Origin of the sequence: Micromonospora sp. NPDC023633 (assembly GCF_040640035.1) — a bacterium.
Taxonomy (GTDB): Bacteria; Actinomycetota; Actinomycetes; order Mycobacteriales; family Micromonosporaceae; genus Micromonospora.
This window is the reverse complement of record NZ_JBFABB010000159.1, coordinates 1-13,182: the sequence shown is the minus strand read 5'-3', so window position 1 is coordinate 13,182 and position 13,182 is coordinate 1. Positions and strand designations below refer to the sequence as shown.

At 72.3% G+C, this 13,182-nt stretch carries 10 protein-coding genes; 7 read left to right on the top strand and 3 right to left on the bottom strand.

All coding sequences use genetic code 11. The annotated features are described in order from the left end of the window. Nucleotides 1-268: 268 nt before the first annotated feature. Nucleotides 269-844 carry a sigma-70 family RNA polymerase sigma factor gene (locus AB0G13_RS30935; protein ID WP_357882027.1) on the top strand — a complete coding sequence of 192 codons (576 nt, stop codon included), beginning with the start codon at nucleotides 269-271 and terminating at the stop codon, nucleotides 842-844. A 535-nt stretch (nucleotides 845-1,379) separates the two neighbouring features. Next, nucleotides 1,380-2,579 (top strand): histidine kinase, encoded by a 1,200-nt coding sequence (locus tag AB0G13_RS30930; protein ID WP_357882024.1) that lies wholly within the window; start codon nucleotides 1,380-1,382, stop codon nucleotides 2,577-2,579. Here the strand turns inward: AB0G13_RS30930 and AB0G13_RS30925 are convergent. The 3 genes from AB0G13_RS30925 to AB0G13_RS30915 form a co-directional block, all read right to left on the bottom strand. Then, entirely contained in the window at nucleotides 2,475-3,080 is a 606-nt protein-coding gene (locus tag AB0G13_RS30925; protein WP_357882021.1) for a response regulator transcription factor, read from the bottom strand. The two genes, AB0G13_RS30930 and AB0G13_RS30925, sit on opposite strands and share 105 nt — an antisense overlap. A gap of 129 nt (nucleotides 3,081-3,209) precedes the next feature. Then, nucleotides 3,210-4,679, bottom strand: a complete 1,470-nt coding sequence (locus tag AB0G13_RS30920) for a SagB family peptide dehydrogenase (protein ID WP_357882018.1) — start codon at nucleotides 4,677-4,679, stop codon at nucleotides 3,210-3,212. Between the two features lie 45 nt (nucleotides 4,680-4,724). After that, complete coding sequence (locus AB0G13_RS30915) at nucleotides 4,725-7,031, bottom strand: TOMM precursor leader peptide-binding protein (RefSeq protein ID WP_357882015.1); 2,307 nt, start codon at nucleotides 7,029-7,031, stop codon at nucleotides 4,725-4,727. A gap of 293 nt (nucleotides 7,032-7,324) precedes the next feature. On the opposite strand from AB0G13_RS30915, the gene AB0G13_RS30910 reads away from it, so the two are divergent. The 5 genes from AB0G13_RS30910 to AB0G13_RS30890 all read left to right on the top strand — a co-directional run. After that, entirely contained in the window at nucleotides 7,325-8,353 is a 1,029-nt protein-coding gene (locus AB0G13_RS30910; protein WP_357882012.1) for an AfsR/SARP family transcriptional regulator, read from the top strand. 55 nt (nucleotides 8,354-8,408) lie between these two features. Further along, nucleotides 8,409-8,981 (top strand): FcoT family thioesterase, encoded by a 573-nt coding sequence (locus AB0G13_RS30905; RefSeq protein ID WP_357882008.1) that lies wholly within the window; start codon nucleotides 8,409-8,411, stop codon nucleotides 8,979-8,981. Between the two features lie 36 nt (nucleotides 8,982-9,017). Then, nucleotides 9,018-10,586, top strand: a complete 1,569-nt coding sequence (locus AB0G13_RS30900; protein ID WP_357882005.1) for a fatty acid--CoA ligase — start codon at nucleotides 9,018-9,020, stop codon at nucleotides 10,584-10,586. Between the two features lie 5 nt (nucleotides 10,587-10,591). Further along, the gene (locus AB0G13_RS30895) at nucleotides 10,592-10,936 is read left to right on the top strand and encodes a hypothetical protein (protein WP_357882002.1); all 345 of its coding nucleotides are present in this window, start codon (nucleotides 10,592-10,594) and stop codon (nucleotides 10,934-10,936) included. A gap of 39 nt (nucleotides 10,937-10,975) precedes the next feature. Then, on the top strand, nucleotides 10,976-13,182 hold a 2,207-nt coding region (locus AB0G13_RS30890), incomplete at its 3' end, for a type I polyketide synthase (protein WP_357881999.1).

The following is a 13,182-nucleotide window of genomic DNA, read 5'->3' as shown; positions in this document are numbered from 1 at the left end:
CTGATGACCAACCGCACCGACGGTCGGCCGCAGTCGTCCCCGGTCACCGCCGGGGGCGGGCGCCACGCCGCCGTCGGGCGCGCGTGCGTCGGCGGCCCCGCGGGCCTGTCTCCCGGGCCCGCGCGCCGACCAGCCCGCCGTGTGGGCCCCGGGACGCGCCACGCGCCGGCCGGACGGTTCCAACGAATTCTGGTTCCCGGCGATGAGGCCGGCTGGACCGCCACTGGAATCCGTTTCCCCCCGCACCCCGTACGGTTACCGTGAATTCATGTCGGACTCACTGGGGGAAAACGCGGTCACGGCTCTCGCCCTGGCCGTCGGGCGGGGCGACCGCGCCGCGGCGGATCCGCTCGTCCGCAGCACGCGGCGTGACGTCTGGCGCTTCCTGGTCTACCTGGTGGGGCACGCCGACGCCGAGGACCTGACCCAGGAGACGTTCGCCCGCGCGCTGGGCAGCGCGCACCTGTTCACCGGGCGCCACCACGCGCGGGCCTGGCTGCTGGCCATCGCGCGGCACGTGGCCGCCGACCACTTCCGCGCCGCCGCGAGCCGGCCCCGGATCGTGTCCGACCAGGACTGGCAGGCCACCGCGGAGCGTTCCGGGGCCCACCACCTACCCGGCCTGGACGACACTGTCGCGCTCAACCTCGCGGTGCGCACGCTGCCCGCGGCCCGCCGCGACGCGTTCGTGCTGACCCAGGTGCTGGGTCTCGGATACGCGGAGGCGGCCGAATTCTGCGGCTGCCCCGTCGGCACGATCCGCTCGCGCGTGGCGCGGGCCCGGCGCGACCTCGTGTCGGTGCTGGCACCGGCCCCGCGGCGGCGTCCGGCGCTCCCCCGCTAGGCCCCGCCGCCGCGCGGCGACGCCCGCGTCAAATGTCCCTACTAGAGTATATGACGTGACGGCGGCAAATGTTCCCTAGCATCGATTAGGACCCTTTCGCGCCGCAGCGGCCAAGGACAGACGGCTTGACGGCCGTCATTTTTTTGTGGAAAGGTCGACCCTCAAGGGGGAAGGTGTCCGTAAGGGCACATAGCAATTCGCGGCCGGGAATCCGTTCAAAAACGTTTGCGTTGCGTAGCAACTCGGTGGGCTTCGGCGTTCGGCCGGTCCACCGGGTTCCTGCGCGGGCAGACGAGGACCATTCCCGCCGTCGGGCCGATCACTGGGGAGTGTGTCGTGGTTGTTGAACCGAGGCCCGTCATCGGGCGTCGCGGCTGGCGGGGGGCCGGCCATACGGGGTGCGGGGCGAGTTGGCCTCTGGACGTACGCCGGCTGCGCTAGAGCAAACGAGAGCGCTGCTGCCGTGAACCTCTCCGTCACACCAGGGCGCTCATCGTCGCGAGGGGCCGCGCCGCTACCGGCGCCCCGGCTCGCGATGGGCGTCGTCACCGCCGTCTTCGTAAGCATCAGCCTCATCGGCTTTCTCCACGTCATGTTCCTGCCCGTCGGTCCGCTCGCCATCGCGCTGTCGTTCACGTGCATCGCCGCGCTGATGGCGATGCAGATGCTGTGGTACGGCCGGGACAACGGACGCCTGCGCACGCCGCTGGGCTACGGCGTCCTCGCCACCCAGGCGGCGCTGGTCTACCTGCCGATCCTGGCGTTCGGCCAGGCGTGGGTCGGCATGCCGGGCTTCCTGGCCGGCAGCGTGCTGCTCGTGCTGCGGGCCGTCACGGCGTGGGTGACCTTCGCCCTCATCGTCACCTCGATGGCCGTCGCCCAGTGGCTCTTCACCCACGCGCCGATCGACATGCTCTACACGGCGATCTCCACCGTCACGACGGGGCTCGTGGTGTACGGGCTGTCCCGGCTGACCGCGCTCGTCGTCGAGGTGCAGGAGAGCCGCGCGGAGATCGCGCGCATGGCGGTGCTGCGGGAGCGGCTGCGCTTCGCCCGCGACCTGCACGACCTGCTCGGCTACAGCCTGTCCGCGATCTCGCTCAAGATCGAGCTGGTGCACCGGCTCATGGAGAAGTCGCCCCAGGAGGCGAGCGACCAGCTGCTGGAGATCCTGGAGATATCGCGGGTCGCCCTCTCCGACGCGCGGACCGTCGCCAGCGGCTACCGCGAACTGTCGCTGGAGGAGGAGTGCCGCTCCGCCGTCTCCGTGCTCTCCGCCGCGGACATCCAGGTGCGGCTGGACAGCGACCACCTGGACCTGCCGGTCCAGGTGAGCACGGTGCTCGCCACGGTGCTGCGGGAGGGGGTCACCAACATCCTGCGGCACACCAAGGCCAAGCGCTGCGACATCACCATCCGGCAGACGCAGGACGACGCCTGGATCGAGATCGTGAACGACGACCAGGCCGTCGGGCCGCCCAGGGATCCGGGCAGTGGGCGCAACGGGCTGCGCAACCTGTCCGTACGCGCCCAGGAGATCGGCGGCTCGCTGACGGTCGACCGGCAGCCGGACCTGTTCCGCCTGTGCGCCAAGGTGCCCCTGCGCCTGGAGCGCCGCGGGGCGTCCCGGTCACAGCCAGCCGGCCTCCCGGGCGACCCGGATGGCGTCGACGCGGTTGCGCGCGGAGAGCTTGTTGACGATCGTGGTCAGGTAGTTGCGGACGGTGCCGACTGACAGGAACATCTGTGCCGCGATGTCGACGGCCTGGAGCCCCTCCGCCGTGAGGCGGAGGACTTCGGTCTCGCGCGCGGTGAGCGGGCACTCCGCGCTGTCCCAGGCGGACATGGCGAGCTGGCTGTCGACGACCCGCCGGCCGGCGGCGACGCTGCGGATGGCGTCGACCAGCTGCTCGGTCGGGGCGTCCTTCAGCAGGAAGCCGGTCGCCTTCGCGGACAACGCCCGGCGGAGGGTGCCCGGTCGGCCGAGCGCGGTCAGGACCAGGGTGCGGATCTCCGGCAGGTGGACCTGGATGTCGGCGATCGCGGAGAGCCCGTCCTTGCCCGGCAGGTCGATGTCGATCACGGCGACGTCGGGCCGGAACCGTTGCGCCATGGGCAGGATCTCCGTGCCCGAGGCGACCGCGGCGACGACCTCGATGTCCGGCTCCAGGTTGAGCAACGCGACCAGCGCATCTCGGACCATGTGCATGTCCTCGGCCAACAACACCTTGATCAACTTGGCATCCCCTGTCGGGCCGGCGCAATTAACCCCGTTCTATCACGCGCCCGCATGCATCATGAATGCTCTTTTCGCGCCCGCGTGCGAAGTGTCGCAAAGCCATTTGCCGATGACCGGTCGGCCTATTCACATTCCGTGTACGCCCAGATACTCATCGTTACAGGAGATGTCGTTTTCGGGTAGTCCGACGGCAAATTCGCCGACTCCGACCTCCGCCGGCCAGTCGAGCCCGAACGCCGACGCGGACACCCTGGCGTCGCCCATGGTGAGGGCGCACGTGGCGAGCCCGAGCATCGTGGCGACGAGGCAGAGCGTCTGCTGGAGCATGCCGACGTGCTTCAGGGTGGTGGCGTAGGAGATGCTGTCGTACACCCAGGACACCCGCCCCGCCCGCGCGGTCATGGTGATCAGCACCGGCGGGGGCCGCCGGCCCCCGACGGACACGCGCGCGTTGTCGAGCAACTCGTCGACGTCGGCCGGGTCGGCGTTGACGAGGGTCAGCGCGTGGTCGACCGGGCTGTAGTGGTAGATGCCGCGCCGCAGGTCCGGGCAGCGGTCCACCGTCAGGTACAGCTCCAGCTCGTACAGCGAACCCGCGCTGGGATACGGACGCCGCGTCACCGTGTACCGCACGTTGTCGGGAGCCGTGGCGACCGTCTGCATCCGGACCCGCGCCGCGTGGAACAGCAGTTCCCCGAGTTCCCGGGTCGACGGCGCCGCCTCGGCGAACGTGCGGGTCGACCGGCGCAGGTCGACGGCCTCGGTGAGGGTCATCCCGTGCGGCACCGTGACGGGCGGCCGGTACATCGGGATCCGCGGCCCGGCGGGCGCCGGCTTGACGGCGGCCGGTGGCGGCAGGGTCGCGACGTGGCGGAACGTCGCGCCGGCGGGGTCGTCGTGCGGGCCGAGCCTGCTGCGCGAGTGGAACAGCAGGTCGTACGGCGACCACATCGCCAGCGTGGGGTCGGAGTCCTCGTGGAACTCCGACGTGCCGGCCTCGGCGACGACGACCATGCCCGCGCCGACCAGGTGGGCGACGACGTCGGCCACCACCGGGAGCGTCAGGCCGACCTTCCGACCCACCTCGACGGTGGTGGTCGCGCGGGGGAGCGCGCCGAGCACCAGCGACGCCTGCGGCCGGTGCAGCACCACCCGGTGGTGCGACAGCGGGGACTCGAGCACCAGCTCGCCGTCCCGCTGGTGGGCGAACGCGAAACGGGACAGCCTGAGCTGCCGGTCCTCGGCCACCTCCGGCAGCGCGAACACCCCCAGCGGGGAGACCGGCTGGACGGAGAGCAGCGGCACCGGCGAGTCCCGCGAGCCGAGCGAGCGGACTATCCGCCCGGGCAGCCGGTCGAAGACCGGCCGGAGGACGCCCTCGTCCAGCCCGGCGACGTTGCCGAGCGCGACCGGCCCGTAGGTCATGCGGTGCAGGACCTCCTCGACCGCGGGCGCGGGCCGGCCCACCGGGACGTCGCCCCAACGGGAGAGGATCGTCAGACTGCCGTCCTCAGCCGTCTCGATGGTCACGTCGTCCCGGAAGGACCACAGCGACAGGCTCGGTCCGGGGCGGGACGTGTCGGCGTCGGATGGCAACCTGGCTCCTCGACGGGCGCGGCGGCGACGCCACGGGCGCCCGCTCTACACGAAAAGTGGTATCGGGTTGAGGTTCTCGTACTCCGTGGGGCGGTCGAGCCTGCCGAGCTGCACCGGGACGTCGAACAGTCTGCCCGGCGCGAACCTCGCCCAGAAGCCCCGCATCCCCGGCACGATGGCCTTCACCACGGGGAGCCCGACGTCCGGACGGGTCTGGTCGAGCACGAGCACGTCGAGCCCCAGGGCCTCCAGCCTGTGCTGCACCGAGCGGACGTCGGACAGCAGGTCGTCCGTCGGGGTGTGGCGGTAGTCGGTGAGTCGACGTGCCGGCACCGCCGGATCGGGCCGCAGGTAGGCGTCCCCGGCCCAGGTGGCGGTGCGCCACCACCGTACGGCGTCGGGATCGGACCAGCCGTACCTGTCGTCGTCGTCCCCGCCGACCTCCGCCACGGTCGGCATCAACTGGTTCATCTCGGTGAGCGCGCGGACCAGCGCCGCCCGCGGGTCGGGGTGGGCGCCGAAGCCGAACATGATGTCCTCGCACCGCTTGTCGGTGCGCCGGGACAGCGCGGCCATGGTGGGGATCCCGACGTCCGACGACACGTCCAGGACCCAGACCTCGCGGTGCAGGCCCGCGTAGACCTCCCGCAGCTCGTCGATCCAGCGGTCGCGGAAGCTGTCCAGGTCCACGGCGGGGGCCCGGGTGCGGTTGTACCACCAGAGGGCCACCGCGTCGCGTTCCACCACCTCCAGCAGGCCCTGCAGCAGCGCGTCCTCCAGGCTGCTGCCCGCCGCGTTGCCGTTGGAGTCCGCGCACAGCGACGTGCCGCCGTGCTGCTCCGGCACGTTGAAGTAGAGCATCGAGGTGGGCAGCAGGCGGTGCCGCTGCTCCGTGAGGGACCACACCGGGGTCCAGCTCGTCACGGCCGCGTCGTCGAACGGCGCGCACACGTACTGGAACGGCGAGCAGGTGGCGTTCCAGCGGGCGCGGTCGGCGTACTGCCGCTCGTCGAAGAGCAGGCAGTCGTCGGGGTGCACGGCGGTGTCGGCCAGCTCGGTGTAGCTGCCGGTGACCCGGGCCTCGTCGCCGTGGAAGTAGGCGCTGTGCCGCTCGATGGCCTCGCAGAGCGCGCTGACCTCGGCGTGCACGGGGGTCACGCCCTTGCCGCCGTTCTCGGCGCGCAGCGCGAAACGCATCTGCTCGGCGTTCCTGCGCGTGGTCATCGCGAGGTTCGGGCCGGAGCGGAACGAGTTGAAGAAGGCCGGGCCCCGCCCGTCGCGGGTGATCTCCTTGACCACGCCGCTGACCGGGCTCACCAGGTGCCCGTAGTCGCGCAGCACCCGCTCCGGCGGCAGGGCGCGGTGGCTGCCGCCGGAGCGGGACGCCTTCGGCCGGCTGCGCAGCGGCACCGGACGGAACGCCCGGTCGCGCTCGATGCCGGGATCGCCGCACTCCGGGCACTGCGGGCGGGCGCGCACCTCGTGGTGGGCGCCGCGCAGGGTGACGCTGTCCAAGGTCCACACCGCGCGCTGCCCGTCGTGCCGCAGGCCGGCCGTCCACTTGGCGGCCTCCAGCGCCACCAGGTGCAGGGCGGCGGCGCCGAGCGGGGGCAGCGACACCGGCGGAGTGCCGATCTCCGTGGCGGAGCCGACGACGGCGCGCAGGCGCGTCTCGGCCTGGCGGTGGCCGCGCAGCCGGTGCGCCAGGCAGTGCCAGCACCCCGTGGCGGCGGCGGGGTCGAAGACCGGCCCCACCCACACCTGTGCGCCGCCGGGCTTCGCGAGGAGCCAGGGCCGGCGGGCGGCGCGGTGCGCGGCGTCGACGGCAGCCAGTCCCTCGTCGAGATAGTCCGCAGAGAGCACAACCGATAAGTCGGCGGGCGAGGCCGAAAAGTTCCCGGAAACCTGCGTCACCGTCAACCCGGCCGCGCGCAGCGCGTCCTCCGCCGCCGCGGCATCCCGCGGCGGGCAGCCGACGCGGATGAGGTCGACCCGGGCGGCGGCGGTGGCCCGCACGGCGGCCGTGGGGTCCAGGCCCGCCGACTCCCAGTACGCGAGCGCGGGCTCGTCGGCCTCCGCCTCCTGCGCCGGCCGCAGCGTGACCAGGCCGGCGTCGACGAGCCGCCGGACGACCGTGCCGATCTCGGCGGGCGTCATCCCGGCGGGACTGTCCCGGACGAGTTCCGTGAGGTCCCGGGTGCCGTCGAGCAGCGGGGCCAGGGCCTCGACGTGCGCCCCGCTGACCGAGGTGGCGCCGCGCTCGGACAGCAGGTAGACGGCGTCACCGCGTACCACGTGGGCCCGCAGGTGCCGCTTGAACCCGACGCGCAGCTGTGCGTCCCCACCCGACATGGCTGCCCCCTGCTCGACCAGTGCCGCTCCAGCGACACTCCAGCGTGCCTCCAGCCCAGCCTCCCGGCAGCGCAGGCCGCGGGCAAGTGCCGCGGTCACATGCTGCCCCCTCGTTTGGTCACGCCCGTCCATGACGCGGTCACTATCGGCTCGACCCTGGCTTGGAATAGCGTGGAAGCCTGTCCTGACTCCCCCTGGTCGGAATCGTCGCTCCCGTCACGGAACCAGTACGCCGACACCACTCGTCGGCGGTGGAAAGTGCGGTGGATCCGACTGATAGCGAGGTCGGCGAAATGATTACCAAGTTTGCGGAACTGGGATCGATGTCGCACGAGGAGAAACTGACGCTCCTCGCCGCGTTGCTGGAGTCGGCGGCCGACCCCGCAACGGAAGTCCGGCGTACCGAGCCGCCACCGGTCGGGCCGCCCCGGCGCCCGACGGGAGACCCGCTCGCCGGACTACGGTTCGAGCTGCTCGGCCCGCTCGTCATCCGGCACGACGGGGTCGACATCGCACCGAGCGCGCCGAAGCTGCGGCTGGTCCTGTCCGCGTTGCTGTTCAACGCGAACCAGCCGGTCGGCGCGTCGGTGCTCGTGCGGGAGCTGTGGAGCTCGGGGGCGCCGCGCACCGCCCACGCCACCCTCCAGACGTACATGTTCAAGGTGCGCAAGCTCTTCCGCGACGTGCTCGGCGGATCCGTCGAGGACATCGCGCGGGACGTCCTGCTCACCTGCTCCGGGGGCTACACGCTGCGGGTGGACCCGAAGCAGCTCGACATCGTCGAGTTCGACGAGCTGGTCACGGCGGGCACCGCGGCGATGCACGCGGGCGACTACGAGCAGGCGGGCGCGCACCTGCGCCGGTCGCTGGCGCTGTGGCGCGGCAACGTCGTGCACCAGGGGCAGTGGGGCCCGCAGCTGCGCGCCCAGGCGGCGCGGCTGGAGGAGCGCCGGTTCTACGCGTACACCACCAGGATCGACGCCGACCTGTGCCTGGGCCGGCACCGGGAGGCGACCTCCGAGCTCGCCTCGCTGGTCGTGGAGCACCCGCTGCACGAGTCGGCGCACACGATGCTGATGCTCGCGCTGCACCGGTCCGGCCGCACGCCGGCGGCGCTGGAGGTCTACCTGCGGTTCCGCCGGCGGATGATGGGCGAACTCGGCATCGAGCCCTCGGAGCGGATCCAGGCGCTGCACCGGGCGCTGCTGTCGACCGACCCGCTCCTGGCCGACCTGTCGCTCACCTCCGACATGCTGCTGGACCGGCTCGTCGGTCGGGTCCGCCAGGGACGCCGGCTGAGTTCTTCCGCTGTTACCGGGTGATGGACCGGCCGAGATTACCTTCAATTTCGCACTCGTGCGCAAAGGAGGAATAGCAATGACCACATCGCCGGTGAAGAACGGCGCGTCTATCGGGCGTGCGACATTTGCCAACGACCCGGGACTGCTTTCGGACGTGCTGCGCCCGTACGCGAGGCCGAAGACCCAGTACCTGAAGTCCGCGACGGTCACCGTCGCCAACGGGCTGGCGAGCGCGGAGGGCGAGTTCGCCATCCCCTACCCGTGCTACATCGACGACACCGGCCACCTCAACTCGGTCGAGGTGAACATCTGCTTCAACCAGCTCATGTACTACCTGATCGCCAAGTGCGTCCAGGAGCGGGCGGTTCCCGCGCTGGCCGCGTGGACGATGGACGACTACTGGGCCAAGCAGCTCCCGGACATGCTGATCGCGAACTTCACCAGCAAGTTCCGGCGGCCGATCGACTCGTCGTCGTTCCACGGCGAGGTGTCCTTCGCCGAGTTCAGCGAGCGCAACCGCAGCAAGCCGGTCCAGATCATCGACATGCCCTGGCGCTTCTGGGACACCCAGGGTGGCGCCGCCGAGGGCGAGGTGCGGATGGCGCTGGTCAACCCGCCCGGCATGCGTTTCCAGGCCGACGCGGCCTGAGCCGCCCCCATCCGTACGTCCCCTGAGGAGGACCCGGTGACTGTTCAGTTGCGCACCCTCGTCGACGTGGTGCGCAGGCACGCCGTCCAGCAGCCGGACGTCGTCGCCATGGTCTGCGAGGGCCGGCGCGTCGACTACGCCACCCTGCACCGCGTCAGCAACCAGGTCGCGCGCGGCCTCCAGGCGGCCGGCCTGCGCCCCGGCGACCGCATCGCCTACCTCGGCAAGGAGTCCGAGCACTACTACGAGCTGCTCTTCGGCGCCGCGAAGACCGGCGTGGTGCTGGTGCCGATCAACTGGCGGCTGGCCGCCGGCGAGGTCGAGCACATCCTGCGCGACTCCGGCGCCGCCCTGCTCTTCGTCGACGCCGACTCGGCCGCCACCGCCGAGAAGCTGGCACCGGAACTGCCGACGCTGAAGCAGGTGGTCGGGCTCGACGAGCCGGGTGCGGCCGGCGCCGGCTTCACCGCCTGGGTGTCGGCGCAGCCGGACGCGAACGTGCTGGGCCGGGTCACCCCCGACACGCCGCTGGTGCAGATGTACACCAGCGGAACGACCGGACTGCCCAAGGGCGTCGTCCTCGCGCACCGCAGCTTCTTCGCCGTACGCCAGGCGCTCGCCTCGGCGGAACTGAACTGGATCGACTGGCGCGAGGGCGACGTCAGCCTCGTCGGCATGGCCGGTTTCCACATCGGCGGCCTGTGGTGGGCGACGCAGGGCTTCGTGTCGGGCGTGACCAACGTCGTGATGCGCGAGTTCACCACGGCGGGCGCGGTCGAGCTGATCAGGACGCTGCGCGTCACCACCGCCTGCCTGGTGCCCGCGATGCTGCGGCTGCTGCTGGCGGAGCCCGGCGTCTCCCGGGAGGACTTCACCTCGCTCCGCAAGGTGGTCTACGGCGGCGCGCCCATCTCGGCGGCGCTGCTGGCCCGCTGCGTCGAGGGCTTCGGCTGCGAGTTCGCCCAGATCTACGGCCTGACCGAGACCGGCAACACCGCCATCTGCCTGCCCCCGGCCGACCACACGCCGGACAGCGGCAGGATGCAGGCGGCGGGACGCCCCTACCCGGGCTTCGAGGTCAAGGTCGCCGACAGCCAGGGCGCTCCGCTGCCGCCCGGCGAGATCGGCGAGGTCTGGCTGCGGACCCCGGCGGCGATGGTCGAGTACTGGAACCTGCCGGAGGCCACGGCGAAGACCCTGGTCGACGGCTGGGTCGTCACCGGGGACGCCGGCGTGCTGGACGAGGACGGCTACCTGTACATCCGCGACCGGATCAAGGACATGATCATCGTCGCGGGGGAGAACGTCTACCCGGCGGAGGTCGAGCACGTCATCGGCCGCCACCCGCTGGTCGCCGAGTCGGCCGTCGTGGGCGTGCCGGACGAGCGCTGGGGCGAGGCCGTGCACGCGTTCGTGGTGCCGGTGGAGGGCCAGCAGCTCACCGAGCGCGACCTGGCGCTGCACCTGCGCGGCAAGCTCGCCGGCTTCAAGCAGCCCCTGCACTACGAGTTCATCGACCGGGTGCCCCGCAACCCCAGCGGCAAGATCCTGCGCCGCGAGCTGCGGGAGCGATTCTGGCAGGGTCACGAGCGCAGGGTGAGCTGACCGCGATGACCGCGGTGACCAGCGAGCGCGACCGCCGCGCCCCGCTGCGCCGGCCGTCGCGGCCGGCGGCGCGGCGCCACGCCACGCCACCGTACGCCTTCGCCGGGGCCACCGTCGGCGTCATCCACCGCACGACGACCGCGGCGGCCGGGGCGACCGGACGCCGCGAACTCGTGGCGCGGCCCGTCGAGGACCACGAGCCGGTCGCGGGCGACCTCGACCGCCCCCTCGACCTCACCGTGGTCGACGAGGTCGTCCGCCCGGAGGACACCCGGGCCCGTCCCGCCTCCGTGCCCGCCGCCACCGGCCCCGTCCGGCGACGCGGCGCGCTCCGGAACATCCCGCTCTAGTACCCGATCCCCCACCGGTCCGCTCTTGGAGTGACGTCGATGCCCGACAACGAGGAAAAGCTGCTCGACTACCTCAGGCGGACGACAGCCGAGCTGCGCGAGACGCGGCGGAAGCTGCGCGACGCGGAGGAGGCCGCGCACGAGCCCATCGCGATCGTCGGCATGGCGTGCCGGTATCCGGGCGGCGTGCGTACGCCGGAGGACCTGTGGGACCTGGTCGCCGCCGGGCGCGACGGCATCGGCGCCTTCCCCACCGACCGGGGCTGGAACGTGGGGGAGCTGTACGACCCGACCCCGGGCGCCCCGGGCAGGTCGTACACCCGCGAGGGTGGCTTCCTGCACGACGCCGCGGACTTCGACGCCGAGTTCTTCGGGATCAGCCCGCGCGAGGCGTTGACGACGGACCCGCAGCAGCGGCTGCTGCTGGAGACCTCGTGGGAGGCGCTGGAGAGCGCGGGCATCGACCCGGCCGGGCTGCGGGGCAGCGCCACCGGCGTCTTCGCCGGGATGATGTACCACGACTACGCCGGCAACAGCTCCACGGGCTCGATCGCCTCGGGCCGGGTCGCGTACACGTTCGGGCTGGAGGGGCCGGCGGTCACCGTCGACACCGCCTGCTCGTCGTCGCTGGTCGCCCTGCACCTGGCCGGGCAGGCGCTGCGCAACGGCGAGTGCACGCTGGCGCTGGCCGGCGGCGTGACGGTCATGGCGACTCCGGAGACGTTCATCGAGTTCTCCCGGCAGCGCGGGCTGTCGCCGGACGGCCGCTGCAAGTCCTTCGCCGCCGCCGCCGACGGCACCGGCTGGTCTGAGGGCGTCGGGGTGCTGGTGGTGGAGCGGCTGTCGGACGCCCGCCGCAACGGCCACCGGGTGCTGGCGGTGGTCCGGGGCACGGCCGTCAACTCCGACGGGGCGTCGAACGGCCTGACCGCCCCGAACGGGCCCGCGCAGCAGCGGGTCATCCGGGCCGCGCTGGCCAACGCGCGGCTGTCGGCGAGCCAGGTCGACGTTGTCGAGGCGCACGGCACGGGCACCGTCCTGGGCGACCCGATCGAGGCACAGGCGATCCTCGCCACCTACGGGCGGGACCGGGACCGGCCGCTGTGGCTCGGCTCGATTAAGTCGAACATCGGCCACACCCAGGCCGCGGCCGGCGTCGCCGGCCTGATCAAGATGGTGGGCGCGCTGCGGCACGGGCTGCTGCCGCGCACGCTGCACGTCGACGAGCCGTCCCCGAAGGTGGACTGGTCGGCGGGGGCGGTGTCGCTGCTGACCGAGCCGGTGGCGTGGCCCGCCGGCGACCGTCCGCGTCGTGCCGCCGTGTCGTCGTTCGGCATCAGCGGCACCAACGCCCACGTCGTGCTGGAGGAGCCCGAGCCGGCGGAGTCCCCCGAGCCGGTCGCCGCGGTCGCACCGCCGGTGATCCCATGGGTCCTCTCCGGACGGACGCCGGAGGCGGTCCGGGCGCAGGCCGCTCGCCTGGCCGGCGCGGTGGCGGGCCGTGACCCCGAGGACGTCGGGTTCGCCGTGGCCGTCGGCTTCACGCTGGCCGTCGGGCGCACCGCGTTCGAGCACCGCGCCGCCGTGGTGGGCCGCGACACCGAGGAGCTGGTACGCGCGCTGGAGGCCGGCGTGCAACCGACCCCGGTGTCCACCGGCGGGCGGCTCGCGTTCCTGTTCACGGGTCAGGGGGCGCAGCGGTTGGGCATGGGCGCCGAACTCGCCGCCGCGTACCCGGTCTTCGCCGCCGCGTTCGACGACGTGTGCGCCGCCCTCGACAAACACCTCGACCGGCCACTACGCGAGGTCATCGACACCGACGAGATCCACCAGACCGGCTACACCCAACCCGCCCTGTTCGCCTTCGAAGTCGCCCTGCACCGACTCCTCGAATCCTGGGGCATCCGCCCCGACTACCTCGCCGGACACTCCATCGGCGAACTCGCCGCCGCCCACGTCGCCGGCATCCTCGACATCACCGACGCCGCCACCCTCGTCGCCGCCCGCGCCCGACTCATGCAGGCACTCCCCACCGGCGGCGCCATGATCGCCGTGCAGGCCACCGAAGACCAGGCCACCCCCCACCTCACCGACCACGTCAGCATCGCCGCCGTCAACACCGGCACCGACCTCGTCCTCTCCGGCGACGAGACCGCCACCCTCACCGCCGCCGAAACACTCGCCACGCAGGGCCACCGCACCAAACGCCTCACCGTCTCCCACGCCTTCCACTCCCACCTGATGGA